Annotated in this window: 24 protein-coding genes and 1 tRNA gene; 18 read left to right on the plus strand and 7 right to left on the minus strand. The window is 68.6% G+C overall.

Annotated features, from left to right (window positions below; genetic code table 11):
• Nucleotide 1: 1 nt before the first annotated feature.
• The 10 genes from H0264_RS18750 to H0264_RS18795 are packed head-to-tail and all read left to right on the plus strand — an operon-like array spanning nt 2 to nt 7,206.
• The gene (locus tag H0264_RS18750) at nt 2-370 is read left to right on the plus strand and encodes a hypothetical protein (RefSeq protein WP_181585163.1); all 369 of its coding nucleotides are present in this window, start codon (nt 2-4) and stop codon (nt 368-370) included.
• A gap of 38 nt (nt 371-408) precedes the next feature.
• Nucleotides 409-2,250, plus strand: coding sequence for a hypothetical protein (locus H0264_RS18755; RefSeq protein WP_181585164.1), 1,842 nt, complete (start codon nt 409-411; stop codon nt 2,248-2,250).
• A gap of 7 nt (nt 2,251-2,257) precedes the next feature.
• A complete protein-coding gene (locus H0264_RS18760) occupies nt 2,258-2,650 on the plus strand; it encodes a hypothetical protein (RefSeq protein WP_181585165.1) in 393 nt (130 codons plus the stop codon).
• 3 nt (nt 2,651-2,653) lie between these two features.
• A complete protein-coding gene (locus H0264_RS18765; RefSeq protein WP_181585166.1) occupies nt 2,654-3,106 on the plus strand; it encodes a hypothetical protein in 453 nt (150 codons plus the stop codon).
• Between the two features lie 6 nt (nt 3,107-3,112).
• A complete protein-coding gene (locus H0264_RS18770; RefSeq protein WP_181585167.1) occupies nt 3,113-4,099 on the plus strand; it encodes a toprim domain-containing protein in 987 nt (328 codons plus the stop codon).
• A gap of 36 nt (nt 4,100-4,135) precedes the next feature.
• Nucleotides 4,136-4,549 (plus strand): hypothetical protein, encoded by a 414-nt coding sequence (locus tag H0264_RS18775; protein ID WP_181585168.1) that lies wholly within the window; start codon nt 4,136-4,138, stop codon nt 4,547-4,549.
• A complete protein-coding gene (locus tag H0264_RS18780; RefSeq protein ID WP_181585169.1) occupies nt 4,549-4,785 on the plus strand; it encodes a hypothetical protein in 237 nt (78 codons plus the stop codon). The genes H0264_RS18775 and H0264_RS18780 overlap by 1 nt, the downstream gene beginning before the upstream one ends.
• 2 nt (nt 4,786-4,787) lie before the next feature.
• On the plus strand, nt 4,788-5,723 hold the full coding sequence (locus H0264_RS18785; RefSeq protein WP_181585170.1) for a DUF2637 domain-containing protein: 936 nt from the start codon (nt 4,788-4,790) through the stop codon (nt 5,721-5,723).
• Complete coding sequence (locus H0264_RS18790; protein ID WP_231086332.1) at nt 5,711-5,935, plus strand: helix-turn-helix domain-containing protein; 225 nt, start codon at nt 5,711-5,713, stop codon at nt 5,933-5,935. The genes H0264_RS18785 and H0264_RS18790 overlap by 13 nt, the downstream gene beginning before the upstream one ends.
• Complete coding sequence (locus H0264_RS18795) at nt 5,935-7,206, plus strand: tyrosine-type recombinase/integrase (protein ID WP_181585171.1); 1,272 nt, start codon at nt 5,935-5,937, stop codon at nt 7,204-7,206. The genes H0264_RS18790 and H0264_RS18795 overlap by 1 nt, the downstream gene beginning before the upstream one ends.
• A gap of 38 nt (nt 7,207-7,244) precedes the next feature.
• On the opposite strand, the gene H0264_RS18800 is transcribed toward H0264_RS18795, so the two are convergent.
• Both H0264_RS18800 and H0264_RS18805 read right to left on the minus strand, forming a co-directional pair.
• Nucleotides 7,245-7,321, minus strand: a tRNA-Pro gene (locus H0264_RS18800).
• Between the two features lie 113 nt (nt 7,322-7,434).
• Entirely contained in the window at nt 7,435-8,883 is a 1,449-nt protein-coding gene (locus H0264_RS18805) for a sugar porter family MFS transporter (RefSeq protein ID WP_244976225.1), read from the minus strand.
• A 194-nt stretch (nt 8,884-9,077) separates the two neighbouring features.
• Here H0264_RS18805 and H0264_RS18810 point away from each other — a divergent pair, with 194 nt between their 5' ends.
• Both H0264_RS18810 and H0264_RS18815 read left to right on the plus strand, forming a co-directional pair.
• Nucleotides 9,078-9,515: a DUF2505 domain-containing protein gene (locus H0264_RS18810; protein ID WP_276514552.1), complete on the plus strand. Its 438-nt coding sequence runs from the start codon at nt 9,078-9,080 to the stop codon at nt 9,513-9,515.
• A gap of 42 nt (nt 9,516-9,557) precedes the next feature.
• Nucleotides 9,558-10,532, plus strand: coding sequence for an NAD(P)H-dependent flavin oxidoreductase (locus H0264_RS18815; RefSeq protein WP_181578748.1), 975 nt, complete (start codon nt 9,558-9,560; stop codon nt 10,530-10,532).
• A 41-nt stretch (nt 10,533-10,573) separates the two neighbouring features.
• On the opposite strand, the gene H0264_RS18820 is transcribed toward H0264_RS18815, so the two are convergent.
• Nucleotides 10,574-11,497: a LysR family transcriptional regulator gene (locus tag H0264_RS18820; protein WP_244975870.1), complete on the minus strand. Its 924-nt coding sequence runs from the start codon at nt 11,495-11,497 to the stop codon at nt 10,574-10,576.
• A gap of 139 nt (nt 11,498-11,636) precedes the next feature.
• On the opposite strand from H0264_RS18820, the gene H0264_RS18825 reads away from it, so the two are divergent.
• Genes H0264_RS18825 through H0264_RS18835 form a run of 3 tightly spaced genes read left to right on the plus strand, consistent with a single transcriptional unit; the run spans nt 11,637 to nt 15,738 of the window.
• Nucleotides 11,637-13,028 (plus strand): MFS transporter, encoded by a 1,392-nt coding sequence (locus H0264_RS18825; protein WP_181578750.1) that lies wholly within the window; start codon nt 11,637-11,639, stop codon nt 13,026-13,028.
• Nucleotides 13,025-13,774: a 3-hydroxybutyrate dehydrogenase gene (locus H0264_RS18830; protein ID WP_181578751.1), complete on the plus strand. Its 750-nt coding sequence runs from the start codon at nt 13,025-13,027 to the stop codon at nt 13,772-13,774. The genes H0264_RS18825 and H0264_RS18830 overlap by 4 nt, the downstream gene beginning before the upstream one ends.
• Nucleotides 13,771-15,738 (plus strand): acetoacetate--CoA ligase, encoded by a 1,968-nt coding sequence (locus tag H0264_RS18835; RefSeq protein WP_244975871.1) that lies wholly within the window; start codon nt 13,771-13,773, stop codon nt 15,736-15,738. The genes H0264_RS18830 and H0264_RS18835 overlap by 4 nt, the downstream gene beginning before the upstream one ends.
• Here the strand turns inward: H0264_RS18835 and H0264_RS18840 are convergent.
• The gene (locus H0264_RS18840; RefSeq protein WP_181578753.1) at nt 15,705-16,304 is read right to left on the minus strand and encodes a TetR/AcrR family transcriptional regulator; all 600 of its coding nucleotides are present in this window, start codon (nt 16,302-16,304) and stop codon (nt 15,705-15,707) included. The genes H0264_RS18835 and H0264_RS18840 overlap by 34 nt on opposite strands.
• Nucleotides 16,305-16,452: 148 nt before the next feature.
• On the opposite strand from H0264_RS18840, the gene H0264_RS18845 reads away from it, so the two are divergent.
• The 3 genes from H0264_RS18845 (at nt 16,453) to H0264_RS18855 (ending at nt 20,998) form a co-directional block, all read left to right on the plus strand.
• Nucleotides 16,453-17,295: an alpha/beta fold hydrolase gene (locus tag H0264_RS18845; protein ID WP_181578754.1), complete on the plus strand. Its 843-nt coding sequence runs from the start codon at nt 16,453-16,455 to the stop codon at nt 17,293-17,295.
• A complete protein-coding gene (locus tag H0264_RS18850; RefSeq protein WP_181578755.1) occupies nt 17,292-19,667 on the plus strand; it encodes a glycoside hydrolase family 3 protein in 2,376 nt (791 codons plus the stop codon). The genes H0264_RS18845 and H0264_RS18850 overlap by 4 nt, the downstream gene beginning before the upstream one ends.
• Nucleotides 19,668-19,759: 92 nt before the next feature.
• Nucleotides 19,760-20,998 carry an MFS transporter gene (locus H0264_RS18855; protein ID WP_220139790.1) on the plus strand — a complete coding sequence of 413 codons (1,239 nt, stop codon included), beginning with the start codon at nt 19,760-19,762 and terminating at the stop codon, nt 20,996-20,998.
• Between the two features lie 4 nt (nt 20,999-21,002).
• On the opposite strand, the gene H0264_RS18860 is transcribed toward H0264_RS18855, so the two are convergent.
• From H0264_RS18860 to H0264_RS18870, 3 genes are read right to left on the minus strand one after another with little or no spacing between them, the layout of a single operon-like run.
• Nucleotides 21,003-21,674, minus strand: coding sequence for an FHA domain-containing protein (locus H0264_RS18860; RefSeq protein WP_181578756.1), 672 nt, complete (start codon nt 21,672-21,674; stop codon nt 21,003-21,005).
• Entirely contained in the window at nt 21,674-23,032 is a 1,359-nt protein-coding gene (locus tag H0264_RS18865; RefSeq protein WP_231086312.1) for a VWA domain-containing protein, read from the minus strand. Before H0264_RS18865 ends, H0264_RS18860 begins: the two co-directional genes overlap by 1 nt.
• Nucleotides 23,029-24,075 (minus strand): PP2C family protein-serine/threonine phosphatase, encoded by a 1,047-nt coding sequence (locus H0264_RS18870; protein WP_181578757.1) that lies wholly within the window; start codon nt 24,073-24,075, stop codon nt 23,029-23,031. Before H0264_RS18870 ends, H0264_RS18865 begins: the two co-directional genes overlap by 4 nt.
• Between the last annotated feature and the right edge of the window lie 24 nt (nt 24,076-24,099).

Below are 24,099 nucleotides of genomic sequence, written 5' to 3' on the forward strand. Positions count from 1 at the left end.
CATGTCCCACAACGGTAATGACCCGATCCTGCCCGTTCCGTCCGATCTCTACAACGACATCGGCGGTATCGAGGACCGGGTGCGTCAGCTGCGCCGCGACATCCGCGTCATCCGCAATCAGTACGCCGAACTGCGGCAGTCCCCGGACGCGTTGCGCGTGGACGAGCTGGGCGAGCCGATCGCGCCCACCGACGCCATCGGCAGCGCCGAACACCCGCTGCAGTGGGCCGAATACCACCTCCAGGACACCAGCGAGGCCATTGATTCCGCCCACCAGTCCGCATCCCGGCTCAGCCTCACCGAGGCCGCCTGCGAGCACCGCGAACAGCAGCTCGAACAGCGGCAGACCCTGATCCAGCGCAGCCGTTAGCCCGAAACCCCTTATTACCGAAAGGAATTCACACTCTCATGTCCGAGATGGATGACATCACCCGCGAGACCAGCCGATTCGGTACCTCGATCGCGCACCTGCTCCAGCAGCTGGCCCACGCCACCGGCTGGCTCGACCGCCGGCGCATCAAGAAGAACATCAACCAGCTCGTGCGCGAGCAAACCCGCGAAGCCGAGCAGGCCCGCGCCATGGAGCTGCGGCGCACCACCCACGCCATCGAAGGCTACCGGCGTCACGCCGCGCAGGTCAGCGACCGCGCTGCCGACACCGGCCGCAGCACCGAAGACCGCACCCGCGACCGCAATTCGCTGGCGCAGCACTACGGCCACGTGCAGGAGCGGGTACTGCGGTCGGAGTTCCTGCGCCCGGTCGAGCGGGGCATCGCGTTGGACGGGCTGGCCGCGGCCACGACCTTCCCGGAATACGAGCTGGGCAACCTGTTCGGCAAGGCCCGCAAAGTCACCGGTATCGACGCCCTGCGCTACCGCGCCCAGGCCGCCCGCGCCTATACCGAGACCGGCATCGCCCGCCCGCCCGCCTACACCCGTCCCGCCCGCCGGGACCGTGCCACCGCAGTGCAGGACATCCGGCGCGCAGTCTGGGTGACCGGACACGGGGCGGACCGCGACGAACGAGAGGCCACCCGCGCGGCCGCGGCGCGGCGCGCCCACGATGCCGGGCTGACCGACCACGAGATCAACCGCGAGTTCGCCACCGCCGCCGACAACGCGCGGTTCGAGGTCCGGATGCAGACCCGCGACCGAGAGGGGCACGCCCACAACATGTTCGGGCTGCACCCGACCGAAGCCGCGGCCGCGGAATGGGCGCAGCGGCAAGCCGAATCGCCGCACTTCCGAGACGCCCACCACCTGGGGGTCGGTATCTCCGCCCGCGGTCAGCGCGAGCAACTGTTCACCGCGGCCGGCTCGCCCGGATTCGTCACCGACGAACTGAGCGCCTACCGCGACCAGCTGCGCCGCGACCGCGGACCCACCTCCACGCAGCCGGCCACCGCGCCCACCCCGGCGCCGACGCCGGAGTCCGATGGGAAGCGGCTGGCCGAGGTCGAACGCCAGCTCGCCGAACTGCGCAGCGACCGCGACAAGCTCGCCCGCGACGTGGGTGTGCTGCAGCGTGGCATGGACGCGATGACCGCGGACCGCGACGGTTACGCACGCCGACTTGGCGAGGCCGACGCGGTGATCACGACGTTGAAGAACGCCAACACTCGCCAGGGCGCCGAATTGAAGGACCTGCGCGAGAAGGTGATTCAGACCGGTGTCGAGCGCGACAAGTTCAAGACCGAACGCGACCAGGCCGTGCAGAAACTCGCCAAGCGCACCCCCGAACACCAGCGGTACGGCAGCAGCGAACGCATCGCTGCCGAGAAGTTCCGGCGCGGACACGAGACCGGACCAGCTTCGGCGTCGGCCGCCACAGCAGCGGAGCAGTCCGGACCGGCCAAACGCTATTCCGTCTACGTCGGCCGGGTCGATGTCGCCGAGCTGATGCGCCAGCACGGGGTGGCCTATCCCGACGACCTGCCGGACGATATCCGGCCTGGGAGCAGGGATTTCGACAGTGAGCACGATGCACAGCAGTGGGCCCGCCGATACGTCGCAGCCATGGACACCGGCGGCGCGGACATCGAGGTCGGGGTTCTGGATATGCACAAGGAGGTCGGGTCCCGGCTTCGCAACGAGACCCGCGGCACCCGTGACGGCGTGCTGAAGACCGTCGACGGATGGTCCGCCGGCCGCGTCGACCACCACGACACCACCAAGCTCACCCAGGAAGGCCACACCCCGCCGGTCAATGGCGCCGGCCAGCAGCGCCCGCGCCCAGAGCGGAGCCGGTGAACCCCTCATGCAACCCGAACACGAAGAACTCATGCGCAGCGACTTCCAGGACCGAACCGCACTCACCTGGCAGGCATACAAGCCCGACGCCACCGAGCAGACCCTGTTCGACATCTCGCGCCGCACCGCCGAATACGACCAGCGGTGGCTGAGCGGCCCGCACGCCGAGCACTGGCAGTTCCTCACCGACGCCTACTCCGACTGGCGGGCCCGCCCCGACACCATGGGCCGGTTCCTGGACAACCTCGAACACAACCGCCGCACCTACGGCGACACGGGCGGGTTCACCGAAACCCAACGCCAGAGCCTCATCCAAGCCGGCAACCTCGCCCGCGAAGAGCAAGCGTGTCAGCGGCTCTACCAGCAACAGCCCCAGCGCGATGTCGAGCGGTGGCGGTGAGCCATGGAACCCGAACACGAGGAAGCCATGCGCGCCGACTTCGCCGAGTGTGTCCGGCTGACCGACGAGATCTACCACGCCGAACACCTCGGCGCGACCAACCAGGAGCTCGACCAGTACGAACGCAGCATCAACCGGCTCGGCACCGCCTGGACACAAGGGCCGCACCACGAGGAGTGGCACTACCTGCGCCGTGCCTTCGCCGCCTGGACTAGCGACCCCGATGCAGCGCGTCGGCACCTGGAGTGGGCGCGCTACTGCCGCGACGAGGTCGGCCAGGATCAGCTCACCGCGGTGCAGTGGCGCAGCATCGAGCAGGCCCAAGAGCTGTCGGGCAACACCTTCGCCGTCGACTACGAGCGCAACGCACCCGATGTCTACCGGTGTGCGCCCGGCACACCGATCCCGAAATTCGGTGCCGACCGCGATCGTGCTCCGATCGAGCGAAGCCGGTGAGCAGCCATGGAACCGCAAGCCTCACACGGCCGTTCGTGGCAGCTGATCACCTCCGCGCTGACCGCCCGCATGGGACCAGGCAAGCCCGGAACTCGATGGACGCTGTATCTGTGCCCGGTCCACGAGGCCGACGGCCAGCACCACAATCCCTCGCTCGGTGTCCGCTACGACCCCGCCCAGGCCAAGACCATCGTGCGCTGCTTCGCCCACTGCGACGACGTGGACGTACTGGCCAGCCTGGATCTGCAGGTGCGCGACATGTGGGACCGGCTGCCCGACCGCAACCCGAACCAACCGAATCGGCGGCAGGAGACCCGCACTCCGCCGTCGCGGACTGCCGGAATGTCGTTGGCGGACAAGGCCATCGACTACGCCGCATTTCCGCGACCGGAGAAACCCGACCTCGGGGCACCGGTTGGGCCGGCGGAGAATGTCGAAGCCTACGTCTACCGCTGGGCCAACGGCAGCGTCGAAGGTGCGGTCACCCGCACCCGCACCCCGCACGAACGCGGCGAGGCCAAAGGGTTCTGGCAGGCCCGCTGGACCGGAACCAACTGGGAACGCACCGGTTTCGCACCGATCCCGTTCCGGCTCCCGGAAGTCGTCGACGCCGTCAACCAGGGCCGAGACATCTACGTGGTCGAGGGCGAGAAGGACGTGCAACGCGCCCACGCTGCGGGGCTGGTCGCCACCTGCAACGCGATGGGCGCGGGCAGCTGGACCCGTGAGCACGCCGCCTGGCTGGCCGGCGCCACTCGGGTGATTGTGGTCGCTGACTACGACCGGCCCGGCTACCGCCACGCCGACAAGGTCGCCCAGAGCCTGCACGGCCAGGTCGGCGAAGTCCGGGTGCTGCAGGCCGCGGTCGGCAAGGACCTGTCCGATCACCTCGACGCCGGCCTCGGCGTCGACGACCTGGCAATGGTGCCGTACCTGGATCGCCACTACCGCCAACCCATCACCCAGCAGCGGCCCGTAACCCGCAGCCGCTGAACCTATTTCCGATTGATCCCAAAGGAGAACAACCTCATGAGCAGCATCGACTTCGGGCAGCGGTTCAAGCAGGCCGCCGCCAAACCGCCGACCGCGTTCGGTAAGAACGCCACCCCCGGCACCACCGTCTACGGCCGCATCGCCGAAATCGGGGAACAGCCGCGGCTGAAGTTCAACGGCGCCCCCGGCGAGGTCCAGAAGGACAAGCAAGGCAACCCGGTGATGCAGGTGTACATCACCCTCGATACGCCCGCCGGACTGCGCAACCTCTACCCGACCTCGCGCATGGAACGCGCCATCGGCACCGCCATGGCCAAGGCCGGCGCCGACCAGTTCGCTGTCGGCGCGGGTCTGTCGGTGACCTATACCGGTACCGACCCCAGCGACGAACGCGCCCGCCTCTACACCGCCGTCTACACCCCGGTGGCCGCCCCGCAGGCAGGTGCGTGATGCCCAAGCTCACCATGCGCCCGCGCAGAGACGCCTACGCCATCGAGGCTCGATACTTCACGGCGCTGCCCGCCGACGAGTATTGCGAGGCCGTTCCCCCGCGGATCGAGATCGAATGGTCCGGCGAGTTCCTGATGGACCTCACCCTCAGCATCGGGGAAGCCCGAACCATCGTCGGTGAACTCACCCGCGCACTCGCCGAACACGACCGCACGCGTACCACCCGGCAGGAGTGAACGTGACCGGCAACGACGCCGGTGCGAACGCGGTGCGCAGCAACGACGCTGCGCACCGCAACGCACCAACCGACAAACACGCCGGTGCGCAGGCCCTCCCACGCACCGAAGCCGAAACCGCGGCCGTCCGATTCTTCTGGGGCGAGCTGATCCTCGTCGCGCTCATGTCGATCGCCGGCAATGCCGTCCACGCCGTGCTCAACGCACCGCCCGGACTGGCCGTGGTCGCGGCATTCGTGGCGATGTTCCCGCCCGTGGCGCTGCTGACCGCCACCCACGGCGTCGGCTTGCTGGTACGGGCGCGGGCGAACGCGACGCTGGCTTATTGGTCTGTTGTGGTCCTCACCAGCGCCATCGCCGCCATCGCGTTCCGGCTCTCGTTCGATGCCCTGCGCGATTTGGCCATCCAGGTCGGAATGACCGCCGATCTGGCATGGCTGGTTCCGTTGATCATCGACGGCGCGATCGGACAGGCCACCGTCGCCCTGCTCGTCCTCGCCCGCACCCCACGCACCGACAACACCCCGCCGAATCCGGCGGTGCGCAACGAGACCGAACCGGTGCGCACCCCCGACACCGTACGCACCGTGTCGGTGCGCGAGGTCCACACCGAAACCCGCTCCACCGCCACCGAACTCGGCCCTCCGTACTCCATGGCCGAGCTGGAAGCGGCGCACCCGAACGCCATTGAGATGGACAGTGCGCACGATCGGTGGACCGAAATCGCCGAATCGGTGTGCCATGCCGACCCCGCCGGCCGCCGCGACCCGGAGAAGGTCGCCGCCATCCTGCGGCTGAAATTCGAACAGAACTGGTCACATTCGCGAATCGCCGAGCATGTTGAACTCAGCTCGTCTGCGGTTACCCGCACCCTCACGGCGGCTCGGGAGCATATCGGCGGCGGAACGGAAGGAGGAGCCCTGCAATGGACGGAATGAGCCCAACGGGGATCCGTGAAACTGGCTGGTATACAACCGAAGAGGTTGCAGCCCTGCTGAAGGTCGACCCGTCCAGTCTGCGACGCTGGCGAACTGGTGAGCCACGGCAAGGCCCGCCGTTCGTTCAGATCTCGGGCAGGGTGACCCGGTACTACGGTGCAGATGTCATGGCCTACTTGAAGGGCAAGCGAATCGATCCGGCGGTCGCGTGATGGTGAACGGCAAGGTCCAGATCCCGCTCGGTGTCACGGTCACCGGCGACATAGAGGAGCGCGGCAAGGTGTCTTCCTTCCGCGCTCGGGTGCGCTGGAAGCATCCGGTCACCAAGAAGCGCGCTTCGAAGTCCGAGTCATTCGGCACCCGCGAGGAGGCTGAGGAGTGGATCGAGAAGATCAAGCAAGCGGCCGAGCGAGGCGTAGATCCGAAGACCGCCACGGCGACGCTCAAAGAGTACGGAAGTACGAACTGGGACATCGCAATGCGTGGAATCGAGCCCAAAACGTTGGACCCCTACCGAGCCGGCTGGCGGGTTCGGATAGTCCCGACGCTCGGGCACCTCCAGGTCACCATGATCACCGCAGGTGTCGCCGACCGTGCAGTGACACAGTGGATCTCCGAAGGGTGCAGTCGGTCCACGGTCAAGAACACCCTGGCAGCGCTGGGCAGGGTAATTGACCAAGCCGTTCGCGACGAATTGATCGATCGCAACCGAGTGGAAGTCAATGGGTGGCAGAAGCAATACAAGCGCTACGAGGACGAACTGGAGAATCCGCGGGAGCTGGCCCTGCCGAACTGGGAGGCGCTGACAACGCTCGCGGACGCACTGGTCGACTCCTCATCGGACCACTACTACGGATGGGGTGATGTGGTCACGTTCATGGCGTGCACCGCCACCCGCATCGGTGAAGTGTCCGGATGCCGAGTGCGCGACATCGACACCGACAAGTGGATCTGGAATCTGCGGCGCCAGACAACCCCAGGCCCGGGCGGGATGCAGGACAAGGGCACCAAAGGCAAACGCTCCCGATCGATTCCGATCATCGAGGAGGTACGGCCACTCGTGCAAAGAACGATTGCCCGCGCTCACGCCCGGATCGAATCCGATCCCGCGCTGAGGAATTCGGACGAAACCACGCGGCGTGAGGCTCTCCGGAACGCACGATTGTTCATCGGTCCCCGCGGAGGACGGATAGAGACCGGAGTGCTGCGCCGCGCCACGGATTGGGACAGGGTCGTCACCGAACTTGGGTATGAGCATCTTCGTCGTCACGATCTCCGGCACACCGGTCTGACATGGCTCGCTGATGCCGGCGTCCTGCCGCACCGCCTTCAACGGATCGCGGGGCACAGCGATCCGGCAATCACACAGCGGTATCTGCACCCCGACATCGAAGCCATACAGAACGACGGGGACAAGCTGTCTCTGCACCTCCGAGGCCGAGATGGTCCCAAGTTGGTCCCAAGGCTCCGCATCGTGAAATGAAGAAATCCCTCCTGACCGCTGGTCAGGAGGGATTTTCTTGGTCGGGCTGACAGGATTTGAACCTGCGACCACTTGACCCCCAGTCAAGTGCGCTACCAAGCTGCGCCACAGCCCGTTGCACTCGCTTGCGCTTTGTGCTCGATGAGATTACCCCACGACCCCCCTGTTGCTCCAAATCGGCTGGATTTCGGGCATTTCCGGGGGTGTCGGGGGACTGTGGGCCGGGGGTCAGCCCATGGATTCGAGGGTGCGGCCCTTGGTTTCTCGGATGAGGTAGTGGACGAAGGGGATGGAGAGGAGGGCGGCCAGGGCGTAGAGGGCGTAGGCGCCTGCGAGGGACCAGGAGGAGAGGGAGGGGAAGGAGACTGTGATGAGCCAGTTGGTGAGCCATTGGGCGCTGGCGGCTACCGAGAGGGCTATGGCTCGGATGTGGGAGGGGAACATTTCGCCGAGGAGGACCCAGACGACTACGCCCCAGGAGAGGGCGAAGAACAGGACGTACATGTTGGCTGAGATGAGGGCTATGACGCCTTGGGTCTGGGGCATGGTGGGGTCGTCTTCGGTGCCGGCGACGTAGGTGAACATCCAGGCGCAGAGGGCCAGCGCCAGGAACATGCCGGTGGAGCCGATGAGGAGCAGGGGTTTGCGGCCTATGCGGTCCACCAGGGCCATGGCTATGACTGTGCCGAGGATATTGATGATGGAGGAGATCATCGATACCAGAAGGGAATTGGAGGTGTCGATGCCCACCTGCTGCCAGAGCAGGGAGGAGTAGTAGAAGATGACGTTGATGCCCACCAGCTGCTGGAAGGCGGACAGGCCGATGCCTATCCAGACGATGGGGAGCAGGATGCTGCGCGAGTGGCTGAGCAGATCTGTTGGGCGGGAACGGACTTCGCCTGCCATGGCGGCGTGGATCTCGGCTACTCGCTCGTCGAGGTGGGCGGGGTCGTTCTCGACTTCGGCGAGGACTTTGCGGGCTTCGGCTTCGCGGCCGGTGGCGATGAGGTGGCGGGGGGATTCGGGGATGAGGAAGGCCATGGCGCCGTAGACGAGGGCGGGGATGACCTCGGCGCCGAGCATCCAGCGCCAGGCCGACAGGCCGGCCAGTTCGGCGCTGTTGGAGCCGCCTGCCGCCTGGGCGATGAGGTAGTTGACCACGGCGGAGAAGGCGATGCCGAGGACGATGGCCAGCTGCTGGAAGCTTGCCAGGCGGCCGCGGTAGCTGGGTGGGGAGATCTCGGCGATGTAGGCGGGGGCCACCACCGAGGCGATGCCGATGGCGACGCCGCCGACGAAACGCCAGATGGTGAGGTCGACGTCGCTGAAGGCGAACATGCTGCCGATGCCGCTGACGGCGAAGAGGAAGGCGCCGATCTGCATGACGCGCACGCGGCCGAGACGGTCGGCGAGCCAGCCCGCGATGAGGGCGCCGACGGCCGCGCCGGGGAGGGCGGCGGCGACGATGAAGCCGGTGGTGCCGGTGGAGACGCCGAAATCGTCGCGGATGCCGGTGACCGCGCCGTTGATGACGGCGGAGTCGTAGCCGAAGAGGAACCCGCCCAGGGCTGCCGCGGCGGCGACGAAGATGACGTGGGGGGCTATGTCGCCGGGCATCGCGATGGAGTCCGGGTGGGGTCGTCGACGGTTGGGGCCGTCCGCCTGGGTGCCGGTCACCGGTCGAGTACAGCACAGGCGGTCGCTCGTGGTTTGCTGGACGCGCCGTGCCGGGTCGGCGGATGATCGCCGGTCGCCGCCCGCACCGGGCGAGATACGCTCGATGACAGCAGGATTGGGCAGGGAGCGCGCATGAGCAGAAGCTTCGCCGGGGAGTACACCTTCCGGCATCCGGTCGAGGTGGTGCACGGGGGCTGTGCGACCGCCTGCACTGGGAGCAGCGGGTGGCGGAACTCGGGGAGCGGCGGGCCACGCTCACCAGGTTCAGCGCGGGACATGGTGTCACCACCGCGGAGGTGACCAATGTGGTCGCACCCCACCTGCTGCCGAAGGCGGCGGCGCGGTACGGGGACATCACGGTGCAGATCGAGGAGCACTGGCACGAGCTGGTCGGCGACGTGGCGCGAGGCGTGATGCACGGCCGGGTCGCGGCGGCGCGGTTGCAGGTGGAGGGATCGTTTCGATTGCGGGCAAGCGGATCTGCGGCCTGTGTGCTGTCCCTGGACGGGACGGTGGCATCGGCGCTTCCGCTAGTCGGCCGGGCGGTCGAAGCCGGTCTCGCCAAGGAAATACCCGAAGGCTTCACTCGCAATTGCGAGTTCATCCGACAATGGGTGGAACGGCAGTCCTAGCAGTGAGATTCACGCGGTGCCGCGTGGGAACGGTTGACGGCCATGGCATTACGGACCGAATTCACGGAACTGTTGGCAATCGAACATCCCATTGCGTCGGCGCCGATGGGTGGGTCGGCGGGCGGCGAGCTGGCCGCCGCGGTCTCCAATGCCGGTGGGCTGGGCCTGCTGGGCGCGGGGCGTTGTGATCTCGACTGGATCGAGCGGGAATTGGCGATCCTCGACGAGCACACCGACAGGCCGTGGGGGATCGGGTTCCAGTCCTGGGCCACCGAACCGGCCAAGCTGGAGCGTGCGCTGGAGTTTCGGCCGCACGCGGTGATGCTCGCCTTCGGCGATCCGACGCCGCTCATCGCACCGGTTCGCGCCGCCGGTGCGCTGCTCCTCATGCAGGTCACCGATATGGCCGAGGCGGAGCAGGCGGTCGCTGCGGGCGCGGACGTCATCATCGCCCAGGGCACCGAATGCGGTGGGCACGGCGCCCGGCGTGGGCGGTCCACCCTGACCTTCGTGCCGGTGGTCGCGGACCTGGCCGCGCCGACACCGGTGCTCGCGGCGGGCGGAATCGCCGATGGACGCGGACTGGCGGCCGCCTTGACGTTGGGAGCAGCCGGCGCGCTGGTCGGAACCAGGTTCCAGGCGGCTACCGAGGCGCTGGTCGCGATGGAGACCAGCACGGCGATCATCAAGGGGCGCGGGCAGGACACCGAGCGCAGTGCGGTGCTCGATATCGTCCGCGAGGTGCCGTGGCCGGCCGAATACACCGCCCGCACCCTCGCCCACCCATTCCTCGAGCAGTGGCGGGATCGAGAGGCCGAGCTCGCGCAGGACGCGGACGCCCGGCGCGGCTACCGTGCGGCCGTGGCGCGCGGTGACCTCCCGCCGAGCCCGGTATGGGCAAGTGAGGCAATCGATTTGATCGACGACGTGCGCCCGGCCGCAGAACTCGTCGGCGCGCTCGTCGCCGAGGCGGAGGCGGCGTTCGGGCGGGCGCTGGGAGTGTCCGGGCGCGGATGATGCCGGCGGTGGACGTCTGCGGGCTTGGCTGTGGGGGCGGGTCAGCCCGTGTGGGTCGAGCCGGTGCCCAGCAGCATGTCGCGGCGCGAATGCACTTCGGCGCGTAGCGATTCCACGATGGCCGCCACCTCGGGGCGGCGCAGGGTTTCGCGGCGGGCGACGAGCCAGTAGGTGAGGCGGACGGCGACCTGATCGGGGAGGACGCGGATCAGGTCGGGGTGGCGGTCGGCCATGAAGCAGGGGAGCAGGCCGAGGCCGGCTGCGGCGCGGGTGGCTTCGACGTGGACGAAAACGTTTGTGGAGGTGATGGATTCGCGCATCAGGGGTGCGAAGGCGGGGGCCAGGTCGAGGTCGTCCACCTGGAGCATGGAGTCGATGAAATAGACCAGGGGATGGTCGGAGAGGTCGTCGATGGATTCGGGGAGCCCGCGGGTCGCGGCGTAGGAGCGGGCGGCGTAGAGGCCCAGGGTGTAGTCGCCGAGGGACACGGCTTCGGCCCGGCGGACCTGTGGTTTGCCCACGACCACTTCGAGATCCATGCTCGAGCGCTGCGGTGAGGCGCGGCGGGTGGCGGTGATGATCTCGACCGCGAGTTTGGGGTGGGTGCGCTGGACGGCGGCGACGGCGGGCGCGGCCAGGTAGGCGCTGAAGCCGTCGGTGGCGGACATGCGGACCATGCCCTCCAGTGAGGTGGTGCTGGAAGTCAAGGAGCGCACGGCGGATTCGATCGCCTCCGCGGCCGTCAAGGCTTCGCGGCCCAGATCGGTGAGCTCCCAGCCGCTCGCCCCGCGGGTGAGCACCCGCCCGCCCAGCGCCTGCTCCAGCGCCGCGATCCGCCGCGAGATCGTCGTGTGGTTGAGGCCCAGTTCGTCGGCCGCGGACACGTACCGCCCGCTGCGTCCCACGGCGAGCAGGACGAGCAGGTCGTCGGGGTTGGGGCGGGAAGTGGCGGAGGTCACGGCCATTTCTGCATCTTTGCAGATTGCCCATGCGGTTTTGGGCATTGTGGCGCAGTCCGTGTGCACGAATACTCGTTTGCGATCGGATTTGTGGGCCGCATCACAGATGAGGGGTGATGCGGCCGATCGTGAAGGAGTGAGCACGATGAGCGTGCGCGAGACGGAGCCCACGGGCGCGTCACTGGCCGGGCTGCGGCGAGTGGTGGCGGCGTCCATGGCCGGGACCGTGGTCGAATGGTACGAGTTCTTTCTCTATGGCACGGCGGCGACGCTGGTGTTCAACAAGGTGTTCTTCGCCAAGGGGACCAGTGATCTGGATGCCATCCTCGCGGCATTCGTCACCTACGCGGTGGGTTTCGCGGCGCGGCCGCTGGGCGGCATCGTCTTCGGGCACTTCGGCGACAAGTACGGGCGCAAGAAGCTGCTGCAGCTGAGCCTGCTGCTGGTGGGTGCGGCGACCTTCCTCATGGGCTGTCTGCCGACCTTCGCGCAGGTGGGGTATTGGGCCCCGGCGCTGCTGGTGGCGCTGCGGTTCATTCAGGGTTTCGCGGTCGGCGGTGAATGGGGCGGCGCGGTTCTGCTTGTGGCCGAACACAGTCCGAGTCGCAGTCGCGCGTTCTGGGCGTCGTGGCCGCAGGCGGCGGTGCCGGTGGGCAATATGCTCGCCACCGTCGTGCTGCTGGCGCTGACCTCCACGCTGTCGGATGCCGCCTTCCTCTCGTGGGGCTGGCGCGTGGCGTTCTGGCTGTCGGCGGTGGTGGTGCTGATCGGCTACTACGTGCGCACCAAGATCACCGATGCGCCCATCTTCGTGGCCGCGCAGCAGCTGGCCGAGCAGGAGAAGGCCGCCTCGTTCAGCGCCGTCGAGGTGCTGAAGCGTTATCCGCGTGGGGTTTTCACCGCCATGGGCCTGCGGCTCGGCGAGAACATCTTCTACTACCTGGTGGTCACGTTCTCCATCACCTACCTGAAGGTGCACGTCGGGGCGAACACCAAGACGATTCTGTGGTGGCTGCTGGCCGCGCACGCCGTGCACTTCGCGGTCATTCCGGTGGCGGGGCGGCTCAGCGACCGGTTCGGGCGGCGGCCCATCTATCTGATCGGTGCGCTCACCGCCGGCAGCTGGGGTTTCTTCGCCTTCCCCATGATGGATTCCAAACACAATGCGGTGATTCTGACCGCGATCATCATCGGCCTGGTGTTCCACGCGTTCATGTACTCGGCGCAGCCGGCCATCATGGCCGAGATGTTCCCCACCCGCATGCGGTATTCCGGTGTGTCCCTGGGCTATCAGGTGACCTCCATCGTGGCCGGATCGCTCGCGCCGATCATCGCGGTGAAGCTGCTCGACAGGTTCGGGTCCTCGGTGCCCATCGCCGTGTATCTCGCGGCGGCGTGTGCGATCACGGTGGTCGCGGTGCTGTTCGCCCGGGAGACCAGGGGCGCGAACCTGGAGGATCTGGATCGCGCCGATGCGGAAGCGCTGGCCGCGCAGGCTGATTCGACCATCGCCCCGGCCAAGGCGGTGACGGCGTGAGCGACGGTCTGGCAGGCCGCACCGCGCTGGTCACCGGCGGCGCGAGCGGTATCGGAGCCGCCTGCGCCCGGGAGCTGGCCGCGCGCGGCGTGACGGTCACCGTCGCCGATATCGACGGCGCCGGTGCGAAGGAGGTGGCCGCCGAAATCGGCGGCCACGCCTGGGAAGTCGACCTGCTCGAGGTCGCGGCGCTGGAGGAACTGCGGCTCGAGGTGGACATCCTGGTGAACAACGCGGGTGTGCAGACCGTCAGCCCGATCGTCGACTTTCCGCCCGACCGCTTCCGGATGATGCTGGCGCTCATGGTCGAAGCGCCGTTCCTGCTCACCCGCGCGGCGCTGCCGCACATGTACGCGCAGGGGCACGGGCGCATCGTGAATCTCTCGTCCGTGCACGGAATCCGGGCCTCCGCCTTCAAATCCGCGTACGTCACCGCCAAGCACGCCCTGGAGGGGCTGTCCAAGGTGACGGCGCTCGAGGGCGGGCCGCACGGGGTCACCAGCAATTGCGTGAACCCCGGCTATGTGCGAACACCGCTGGTGGACAGGCAGATCGCCGATCAGGCCGCCGCGCACGGCATTGCCGAACAGGATGTGGTGGAGCGAATCATGTTGACCGAGAACGCCATCAAGCGACTCGTCGAACCCGAGGAGGTCGCCTCGCTGGTGGCCTGGTTGGCCTCGGACGCGGCGCGCATGGTGACCGGTGCGTCCTACACCATGGACGGCGGATGGAGCGCCCGATGATGCTGACCGGGAAATCGACCGCACCACAGTGGATTCCGAGCGCGGACGACATCGCCGAGGCGCGCGTCACCGACTTCGCGCGGTTCGTGGCGCTGAAATTCGGTGTGCGCACCGAGGGCTACCGGGAACTCTGGGAATGGTCGATCGCGGATATGGCCGGATTCTGGCGGGCGGTGTGGGAGTACTTCGATCTCGGCGAGATCGCCGGCGCGGTGCTCGCGGACGACGCCATGCCGGGAGCCCAGTGGTTCCCGGGGACGCGGCTCAACTATGTCGATCGCGTCGTCCGGCAGGCGCAGCTCGACCGCCCGGCGATCATCGCGCTGTGTGAGGACCGTCCGGTGCGGGAGCTGTCCTGGGACGAAATGCTGTCCCGCACCGCCGCATTCGCCCGCGCTCTGTCCGAACTCGGGGTGCGGCCCGGCGATCGGGTGGCCGGCTACCTGCCGAACATCCCGGAGGCGGTCATCGCCTTTCTGGCCACGGCGAGCCTGGGCGCGGTGTGGAGCGCCTGCGGGCAGGACTACACCGCCAAGGCCGCCCTGGATCGGCTCGGCCAGCTGGAGCCGGTCGTGCTCGTCACCGCCGACGGCTACCGGTACGGCGGGAAAGCCCACGACAAGCGTGCGGAGATCGACGCGCTGCGGGCGGGCCTGCCGGGATTGCGTGCGACGGTGCTGGTTTCGGCGCTCGGGCATTCGGTCCCGAGCGCGCTGGACTGGGATGCGGTCACCACCAGCGCCGAACCGATCGAACTGCGCACGGCTCCGGTCGATTTCGACCATCCGCTGTGGGTGCTGTACTCCTCCGGCACCACCGGCAAGCCGAAGGGCATCGTGCACGGCCACGGCGGGGTGCTGCTGGAACATCTGAAAGCCATTGCGCTGCAGTCCGATATCGGCTCGGAGGACACCTTCCTCTGGTACACCAGCCCCAGCTGGATGATGTGGAACTTCCAGATCGCCGGACTGCTTACCGGTGCGACCATCGTCTGCTACGACGGCAGCCCCGCCTACCCGCGCCCGGACAGCCTGTGGGAGTTGGCCTCTCGCACGCGCGCCACCGTGCTCGGCACCAGCCCCGGCTATGTCCTCTCCTGTGAGAAGGCCGAAGCCATCCCGTCCCGCGACCACGACCTGTCGGCCCTGCGTCTGATCGGCATCACCGGCTCGGCCATGCCCGCCTCGTCCGCCCTGTGGTTGCGCGACAATGTCGGCGCCGATGTCCCGGTCGCCTCCATCAGCGGCGGCACCGACGTGGTGTCGGCCTTCGTGGGCGGCGCGCGCACCGTCCCGGTCTGGCCGGGCGAGCTGTCGGTCCCGTATCTCGGTGTGGCCCTGGAGGCTTGGGACGAGAACGGCCGCCCGGTGCGCGAGGCCGTGGGCGAACTGGTGATCACCAAGCCCATGCCCTCCATGCCGGTCGCCTTCTGGAACGACCCGGACGGATCCCGCTACCGCGACGCCTATTTCGACATGTACCCCGGCGTCTGGCGGCACGGCGACTGGATCACCATCACCGATCACGACAGCGTCATCGTGCACGGCCGCTCGGATTCCACCTTGAACCGCAATGGCATTCGCATGGGCAGCGCCGATATCCATCAAACCGTCGAGGCGCTGCCGGAAGTCGCCGAAGCCCTGGTGCTCGGCATCGAACAACCCGGCGGCTGCTACTGGATGCCCCTGTTCGTAGTCCCCACGGCGGGAACGACTCTCACCGACGCGCTGCAGGACCGCATCAGGGCGGCCATCCGCACCGGCCTGTCGCCTCGCCACGTCCCCGACGACATCATCGAAGCCCCCGGTATTCCGCACACCCGCACCGGCAAGAAGCTCGAGGTCCCCCTGAAACGCCTTCTGCAAGGCGCGGATCCGAGCGTCGTGCTGGACCCCAATGCCGTCGACGCCCCGGAACTGCTCACCTGGTTTCAGGAGATGTCGGCGATGAGGTCGTCGATGTAGGCGCGGAAGAGCGCGGGCATGTCGACGCGGTCGGGGTCGATGAGCCATTGCAGTTGGAGCCCGTCCATCATGGCGGTGATCTGGCGGGCCAGGCTGCGGGTGTCGATGCCGGGGCGGAGGCTGCCCTCGGCGATCCCGGCGTCGAGGGTTTCGGTGAGGATGGTCTCGAGGGTGCGGTAGCGGTTGACGACCCAGGCGTGCGCGGGGTGATCGAGTGTGACGGCCTCGCTGGTCAGGACGGTGAACAGGCGGACCAGGCCGGGGACGTGCGAGTTGTATTCGACCAGCTGGGCCAGGCGCAGCAGGGCGTCCTTGCCGTGCAGTTGCGGGCCGAAGCCCATGCGGTCGGCGTCGAGGCGGTCGCGCTGGGCGAGGACGGCGGCGAGCAGGGCGGCCTTGTTGGGGAAGTAGTGCAGCAGGCCGGGCTGGGACAGGCCGCAGCGCTCGGCGATCTCGGCGATGGAGGTATTGCGATAGCCGTTGTCGGCGAAGGCTTTCAGCGCCTCGTCGATGATCTGTTCGCGGCGCGCGTCACCCCGGGTACGGCGCTGTGGGTGCGGGGTCATGAGCAGTGACGGTAGTCGGATTGCGCGGACCTGCGGAAATCACTCGAGATAACAGAACGATAACGGAACCGAGTGGGCGCTCGGTAAAGTGGTGATCCGGTGGCACACTCGTGCCAGTCGTACAGGGCTGTACGAGGAAGGATTGTCGATGAGGCAGGCCATCCCACCCATCAAGCCGATCACCCTGCGCGGGTCCGCCGGGACACTCGCCGCCTGGGAGGCGAAACCCGCGGGCACGCCCCGGGGCACCGTCGTGCTGGTGCCGGGTTTCACCGGTTCCAAAGAGGACTTCGAGGGCATGCTGCCGCTGCTCACCCAGGCCGGCTATCGCGCCGTCGCTTACGACCAGCGTGGGCAGTGGGAGTCCGAGGGGCCCGACGACATCGCGGGCTACACCATGGACGATTTCCGCGGCGATCTGCTGGGCGTGATCGATCAGGTGTCGCCGGATGAGCCGGTGCACCTGGTCGGGCACTCCTTCGGCGGGTACGTCTCCCGGGTTGCCGTCATCGCCGAGCCGAAGAAGTTCCGCAGCCTCACCCTGCTGGCGTCGGGCCCCTCGTCCATCGAGGACATCAATTTCCCGCCGCCGCGGCTGGTCGCCCAGATGGTGGAAGCCGGTGGGGCCGAGGTGCTCTGGCAGCAGCTCAGCGCCGCCATGCAAGCCATGCCGACCCCGCCCACGCCGCAGCGCCTGGAGTTCCTGCACAACCGGATCCTGCGCACCCGGCAGGCGAATATCCTCGGCATTCTGAAGGTGATGGAGGCGCCGCCGGTGGCGGACCCGGCCGTGCTGCGCGAGGCCGGGGTGCCGATTCTGGTGGCGTTCGGCGACACGAACGATCTGTGGGATCCCGCGGTGCATCGCAGGTTCGCGGCGCAGCTCGACGCGCGGACAGCGGAGTATCCGGGCAGCGGGCACGTGCCCAATGAGGATGTCCCCGAACGGGTGTGCGCGGATCTGGTGAACTTCTGGAGGGAGACGGCGTGAACGACCTCATCGATGACCTGCTCGGCAAGCTGGACCTGGCGGCCAAGATCAAGCTGATCTCGGGGTCGGGGGTGTTCCGGTTCGCGGGCGACCCGAATATCGGACTGGCCGAGATGCCGGTCTCGGACGGCCCGTCCGGTGTGCGCGGCGAAATGTGGGACGAGCGCGATCCGTCGGTGAGCCTGCCGTCGGGCACCGCGCTGGCCGCCACCTGGGATCGGGAGCTGCTCGCCGAGATCGGTGCGCTGATCGCCGCCGAGGCCCGCCGCAAGCAGGTGTACGCGGTGCTGGGCCCGACCATCAATCTGCACCGATCCCCGCTCGGCGGAAGGCATTTCGAATGCTTCTCCGAGGATCCCATGCTGACCGGCGAGATGGCCGACGCCTATGTGCGGGCTGTGCAGGCGCACGGGGTGAGCGCGTGCCCCAAGCACTATGTGGCCAATGACTCCGAGACCGAGCGCTTCACCGCGAATGTGCTCGCGGACGAGCGCACGCTGCGGGAGCTGTACCTGTACCCGTTCGAGCGGTCGGTCGCGGCCGGCGCCTGGATGGTCATGGCGGCCTACAACTCCGTCAACGGCGCCACCATGACCGAAAACCCGTTGCTGGACGAGCCTTTGAAGGGTGAGTGGGGCTTCGACGGCGTGGTCGTGTCCGACTGGACCGCGGTGCGCTCCACCGTCGGTGCGGCGCACGGCAACGACATCGCCATGCCCGGTCCGGCGGAGCTGTGGGGTGCGCCGCTGGAGGAAGCCGTGCGCACCGGCGCGGTGCCGGAGTCGGCCATCGACGAAAAGGTTCGGCGCATACTGCGATTCGCCATCCGCGTCGGTGCGCTGAACGGAACTCCGCAGCAGGTGCCGGCTTTCACCGACGAGGCCGCGCAGCGGCTGGTGCGCGAGGCCGCCGCCAAGGCCATGGTGCTGGTGTCCAATGACGGCACGCTGCCGCTGGGCGAGCCCGCCCGGGTGGCGCTGCTCGGCGCGGCCGCCGCCGAACCGCGATTCATGGGCGGCGGCAGCGCGACTGTCATTCCCGCGCATACGACTTCGCCGGTGGAAGGGCTGTCGGAGGTGCTGCCGGTGACCTACACGCCGGGCGTGCACCTCACCGATCACCTGATTCCGGTGCCCATGGCGCTGGTCACCGATCCGGAGACCGGGGAGCAGGGTCTGTCGCTGCGCTACCTCGACGACGGCGCGGTCCTGGCCGCCGAACATCGCACCGCCGGTGCCCTCATGCTGTTCGGCAATCCGAATGCCATGCGCGCCAAGAGCATCGAACTGCGCGGCCGCCTGCGCGCGGACGCGGCGGGGGAGTGGCGCATCGGCTTCGCCGCCGTCGGCACCGTGCGCCTGGAGATCGACGGCGAGACCGTGCTCACCGACACCGTGCTGCCCGAGGGCACCGATCCGGTGGAGATGCTGCTCAATCCGCCACAGCGCTTCGTGACCCGTACCCTCGCCGCGGGCGACGAGGTGGACGTGCGCATCGAACTGGTGCCCGCGCCGGGGCTGCCCGCCATGGGCATCACCTACGCGGTGGGCCGCCCGCGCCGCGCCGCCGACGAAGAGTTCGCCGCCGCAGTGGAATTGGCGCGCACCTCGGAGGTGGCGGTGGTCGTCGTCGGCACCACCGAGCAGATCGAATCCGAGGGCTTCGACCGCAAGACCCTGCGCCTGCCCGGCCGCCAGGACGAACTCGTCGCCGCCGTCGCCGCCGTGAACCCGCGCACCGTCGTGGTGGTGAATTCCGGTGCGCCGGTGGAGATGCCGTGGCGCGACGACGTGGCGGCCGTGCTGCTGACCTGGTTCCCCGGGCAGGAGTTCGGCGCGGCGCTGGCCGATGTTCTCACCGGTGCGGCCGAGCCGGGCGGGCGGCTGCCCACCACCTGGCCCAGGACCATGGGCGACGTGCCGGTGCTCGACACCAAACCGCACGCCGACAATGCCCTGCCTTATGCCGAGGGCATCCACATCGGCTACCGGGCCTGGCTGAAATCCGGTGTGGCCCCGGCCTATCCGTTCGGTCACGGCCTCGGCTACACCACCTGGGACCTCACCGACCTGAAGGTCGACGGTCGCACCGCCACCGTGTCGGTCACCAATACCGGCACCCGCGCGGGCCGGCAGGTGGTGCAGGCGTACCTGTCACGGGACAACAGCGCGGTGGACCGCCCGATGCGCTGGCTGTCCGCCTTCGCCGCCGTCGAAGCCGCTCCGGGTGAAACCCGCACCGTGACCCTCGAATTGCCGCAGCGCTCGTTCGAGCACTGGGTCGATGGCGGCTGGGCAACCGAACCCGGTGCCTTCACCCTGCACGTCGGCACCTCGGTGACGGCGCTGCCCCTCACCGCCGACATCGCCTGACCGGCAACCGGATCGCCGCGACCCCGTCCGCACAGCAGACGGGGTCGCGCCGCCTCCAGCACTCTCTTTCCCTGCGACACACTGGATTTCCCGTGGCTCATCCTGAAGCCGGTCTCGTCTCGGGCGAGGACTCCGGCGCGGCCGCGCCCACGCGCGGGCTGCTCCCGCTGCTGTTCGCCGGCAATGCCGCCATGTGCGCGCTCTACGTGGGCGTGGCATCGGTCCTGCTGCCCTTGCAGATCGAGCGCCTCGATCCGGCGTCGAAGGTGGCCAATCTCGGGCTGGTCGCGGGCGTCGCCGCGATCTTCGCGACCGTGTTCAACCCGGTGGCGGGCGCCCTGTCGGATAGGTCGGGGCGGCGCAATCCGTGGATTCTGGGCGGCGGGCTGGCCGCGATCGCGGCCATGGCGCTGCTCGGCGCCATGAACACCGTGCTGCTGGTGGCCATCGCCTGGTGCCTGGGGCAGGCGGTGATGAACATCTATCAGGCCGCCATCACGTCGGTTGTGCCGGACCGGGTTCCGTTCACCCGGCGCGGGGTGGCCTCGGCCGCGGTGGGCCTGGGATTGCCGGTCGGGTCGATCATCGGCGTGCTGGTGGCGTCCGGCCTCTCCGATCACCCGCGGGCCGGATACTTCGTCCTCGGTGTGCTGGTGGCGGTGGCCGCCGTGGTGTTCACCGCGGGTGCGCGTGAGCGGCGGATGCCGCCGAGACAGCCTGTGCCGCTGCGGGATCAGGCGGCGGCGTTCCTGAGTGTGTTGCGCGAGCGCGATTTCCGGTGGGCGTTCATCGGCCGGGCGTTGCTGGTGCTGGGGTACTTCGCCGTCACCGGCTATCAGCTCTACATTCTCCAGGACCACATCCGGCTGCCGGAAAGTCTGGAACCCGAAGACGCCGTGGCGATTCTGACCCCGATCGGCGCGCTCACCATGGCCGTGTCGACGGTGATCGGCGGCGTGCTCTCCGACCGGTTGAACCGCCGGAAGCCGTTCGTGGCGATCTCGTCCCTGCTGGCGGCCGTCGCCCTGCTGATTCCACTGATCACTCCCACCTGGCCGGGCATGCTGGCCTTCGCCGCGGTGAACGGTGTGGCTTTCGGCTGTTTCATGGCGGTGGACACCGCGCTGGTGACCATGGTGCTGCCGCGCGCCGAGGACGCCGCCCGCGATATGGGCGTGCTGAACGTGGCCAATGCCGGCCCGCAGATTCTGGGACCGTTCGTGGCCTCGGCGGTGGTGAGCGTCGGCGGGTATCCGCCGCTGTTCCTGGTCGGTGGTCTGCTCGCCATTCTGGGCGCGGCGGCGGTCGCCCCGATTCGCTCGGTGCGCTGACGGCTCAGATCGGTTCGAGGGTCACGGTGATGGTGGTCCAGCCGCCCACGTGAATGCGGTCGCCATTGCGCAGCGGCACCGGAGTATTGGCGGGGATGGGGCGTGAGCCGCCGTTGACGCAGGTGCCGTTGGTGGAACCCAGATCGGTGATGGTGAGGGTGCGGCCGGTGGTGTGCAGGATCGCGTGCGAGCGTGAGACGGCGATATCGGCCGGTGCGATGGACAGGTCGATGTGCGGGTACAAACCCTGTGATTCGCTGCGCTTGCCGATCAGGATGTCGGTGCCGTTCAACATGATTCGGCGCTCCGGATAGAAGTCCGGAAACTCCACCAGGTCCAGGTCGGGGCCCTGCTGTGCGCGCATGCGGGCGAAGTGCGCGCGATCGGCGGTGATGGTGGCCACCCAGCGTTCCCCGGGCGGGGGCGGGCCGATGGTGATGCCGGTGATCGGATTCGGTTCGTCGGGAACCGGTTTCGGTGGTGACACGGGTTCGGGACGCGGCACCGGGCGCGGGAGCACGGTGTCGAATCCGCAGTCCTCACAGAAGCGGCCCACCAGCGGCGCCGAACATTCCGGGCACTGCGCGCTCGGTGCGGCGGCCTGCGCCATGGGCCACCCGCAGACATCGCAGTAGTCGGTGGCTTCCGACTGATGACCTTTGGCGCAGACCGGCATCAGGCACCCGCCTCCTTGCGCACGCGGGCGGTGGCGTCCACCGCGTCGGCCCGCACCTTGGCGGTCACGGCGGCGGCGTCCTCCTTGCGCACCCGCGCCGTGGTGCCCGATCGCATGTCCAGCGCCCGCTCGTCGGCCGGGTCCACGTGGGTGCGGATGCGCACGGTGCCGTGCTCGTCCACCTCGACGACCGCGCTGAGCAGTTTCGCCGTGGCGTCGTTGCCGGATTCGGCGGCCAGTTGCATGGCGCGCTGGAGTTTGGCTGTGGCCGTGGGAATGTCGCCCTTCTTGCGGGCGGCCAGGCCCTCCTGCACCGCCTGCGCCAGTTCGGCCTGCCCGGTGTAGTGCGCGACCCGGCGGCTGATGCGGGCGGACAGATCGGTGTCGGTGGTCCACACCGCCTTCACCAGCCCCTGCCCGATGATCTCGGTGCCCGCCACGACACTGATTCGGGCGGCGAGCTTTTCGCTCCCGGCCGGGGCGGGCTGCACCTGGATCTGCACGTGGTAGTCGCGATCCTCGGCGCCCCACGACCCGAGCGGATACTCCCCGATCTGCGCCGAGAGCTCACTGCGCCGCCCGGTGAGGTCCTCGATGCTGGGCGCGACCTGTTTGACGAAGGTCACCCGATCACTCTGCGGCGTCCACACCCGCAGCGTGAGATCCGGAATCGCCTTGGCCATGGAGGTTTCCATCATGGCCGCGAAATCCTCGGCCAGCAGATCCGGGGTGCGCACCATATCCGCGGTGCCCAGCAGCCCCGAGGCGACCGCACGCAATTCCGCCGGCTCCCAATCGGTTCCGACGCCACGGCAGTCGCAGGTGAAAACGCCTTCGGAGGCCCGGATCTCGGCGGCGAGCCGCTCCGGCTTCTCGTGCTCGTTGCGCCCGTCGGTGAGCAGAATGGCGTGCACCATCGCCCCCGGATGCTTCTTGGCGATCTTGCGCGACAACCCCAGCCAGGTGCCGATGGCGGTGCCGCCGTGCGGGCGCAGGGTGTCGAGGGTCTTGCGTGCCGCCGCCCGCGAATACGCGTCGGCCGCGGCGGTGGTGCCGTCGAGAGGGAAGACCACCTTGGCCTTGTCGGTGCCCTCCACGATGGCGAAGCGGGTCCCGTCGGGCAGCACGTCCAGCGCGGCGAGGGTGGCCCGCCGCGCGCCGGCGAACTTGTCCCCGGTGCCCATGGACCCGGAGCAGTCGATGATGAGGATCTCCACCCGCTCCTGCTGCGGCACCGCCACCGTGAGCGCCTCGGTGATCTCCACGGTCACGATGGCGTCGACCGTGCGCGCGCCCTCGGCGAGGTATTCGTTCTGGTCGACGGCCACCGAAATCCCGGTGTCTGCAACGGCACTCACTGTGTTTCCCCCTGTGGCTCCCGGACCGGCACCGGCACCAGTGCCACCGTGATGTTGTCCTTGCCGCCCGCGAGCAGCGCGTAGTCGGCGAGCGCGCGGGCCGCCGACAGTGGTGCGGGCCCGGTGGCGATGCGCGCCAGGCCCTCGGCGTCGGGCAGGTAGTTCCACAGCCCGTCGGTGCACAGCAGCAGTACGCCCGGTTCGGTGGCGTCCCAGTGCCGCACGCAGTCCGAGCCCCACGGCGGATTCTCCCCGTCCGCGCCCAGCCAGCGCGTCAGCACGTGGGCGTGCGGTGCGTCCATCGCGTTCTCCTCGCTCATGACTCCGGTCTCGACCAGGGCCTGGGCGAGCGAGTCGTCGAGGGTGAGGCGACGCGAGCCACCCGAGTCGAGTTGCAGCCAATATGCCCGGCTGTCACCGACATTCGCGACCGTGATTCGGGCTGCGCCGAACTCGTCGTAGCGCACCACCGCCGAGACGTAGGTGCAGGAGGGCGAGCGCCCGTCCGGCGTGCCGACCGCGCGCACGGCCTGTGCGGCGGCGGCGAGTCCGGCCATGACCGACTGCTCCGCGGATTCGCCCGCACCGAGGGCGGTGAGCGCGGCGTCCACCCCGGCGCGCGCCGCCGCACCGGAGGCGGCCTGCGGGTCCTCGGAGGTGGACACGCCGTCGCACACCGCTATCACGACCGCCGCCGGAACGCCGGGCCGATCCCCGTCGAGCACGGCCGCGCCCACCGCGTCCTCGTTGCGGGCGTGCGCGATTCCGCGATCGGTGACCAGGCACACCGGTCCGAGGACGGCGTCGAACCGATCCTGCTGCTGTCCGAGCTGCCCGCATCCCACGCAGTAGCCGTCGCCGTCGAAATGCGTGCCGTGGCAGGACTCGCACGCCGCGGGCGCCTGCGGATCGTAGGAGAGTGTGGTGCCGGTGTAGGGCGGGCGCAGCGTCGTACTGCGGCTGGTGCCCACCGGCGCGCCCACCTCCGCGATATCGTCGGCGTGCTGGGGTGGCAGCGCGACGCGCTTGGTGATCAGTTTCATTCCACAGGCCTCACAGAAGCGGTC

The sequence above is a fragment of the Nocardia huaxiensis genome, assembly GCF_013744875.1.
Lineage (GTDB): Bacteria > Actinomycetota > Actinomycetes > Mycobacteriales > Mycobacteriaceae > Nocardia > Nocardia huaxiensis.

Coding starts and splice junctions, on each gene's coding strand:
- H0264_RS18835 (WP_244975871.1), top strand. CDS start 13,771: ATGATGCTGACCGGGAAATCGACCGCACCACAGTGGATTCCGAGCGCG.
- H0264_RS18820 (WP_244975870.1), bottom strand. CDS start 11,497: ATGGCCGTGACCTCCGCCACTTCCCGCCCCAACCCCGACGACCTGCTC.
- H0264_RS18770 (WP_181585167.1), top strand. CDS start 3,113: ATGGAACCGCAAGCCTCACACGGCCGTTCGTGGCAGCTGATCACCTCC.
- H0264_RS18840 (WP_181578753.1), bottom strand. CDS start 16,304: ATGACCCCGCACCCACAGCGCCGTACCCGGGGTGACGCGCGCCGCGAA.
- H0264_RS18795 (WP_181585171.1), top strand. CDS start 5,935: ATGGTGAACGGCAAGGTCCAGATCCCGCTCGGTGTCACGGTCACCGGC.
- H0264_RS18750 (WP_181585163.1), top strand. CDS start 2: ATGTCCCACAACGGTAATGACCCGATCCTGCCCGTTCCGTCCGATCTC.
- H0264_RS18790 (WP_231086332.1), top strand. CDS start 5,711: ATGGACGGAATGAGCCCAACGGGGATCCGTGAAACTGGCTGGTATACA.
- H0264_RS18860 (WP_181578756.1), bottom strand. CDS start 21,674: ATGCCGGTCTGCGCCAAAGGTCATCAGTCGGAAGCCACCGACTACTGC.
- H0264_RS18870 (WP_181578757.1), bottom strand. CDS start 24,075: ATGAAACTGATCACCAAGCGCGTCGCGCTGCCACCCCAGCACGCCGAC.
- H0264_RS18760 (WP_181585165.1), top strand. CDS start 2,258: ATGCAACCCGAACACGAAGAACTCATGCGCAGCGACTTCCAGGACCGA.
- H0264_RS18775 (WP_181585168.1), top strand. CDS start 4,136: ATGAGCAGCATCGACTTCGGGCAGCGGTTCAAGCAGGCCGCCGCCAAA.
- H0264_RS18845 (WP_181578754.1), top strand. CDS start 16,453: ATGAGGCAGGCCATCCCACCCATCAAGCCGATCACCCTGCGCGGGTCC.
- H0264_RS18825 (WP_181578750.1), top strand. CDS start 11,637: ATGAGCGTGCGCGAGACGGAGCCCACGGGCGCGTCACTGGCCGGGCTG.
- H0264_RS18780 (WP_181585169.1), top strand. CDS start 4,549: ATGCCCAAGCTCACCATGCGCCCGCGCAGAGACGCCTACGCCATCGAG.
- H0264_RS18755 (WP_181585164.1), top strand. CDS start 409: ATGTCCGAGATGGATGACATCACCCGCGAGACCAGCCGATTCGGTACC.
- H0264_RS18765 (WP_181585166.1), top strand. CDS start 2,654: ATGGAACCCGAACACGAGGAAGCCATGCGCGCCGACTTCGCCGAGTGT.
- H0264_RS18815 (WP_181578748.1), top strand. CDS start 9,558: ATGGCATTACGGACCGAATTCACGGAACTGTTGGCAATCGAACATCCC.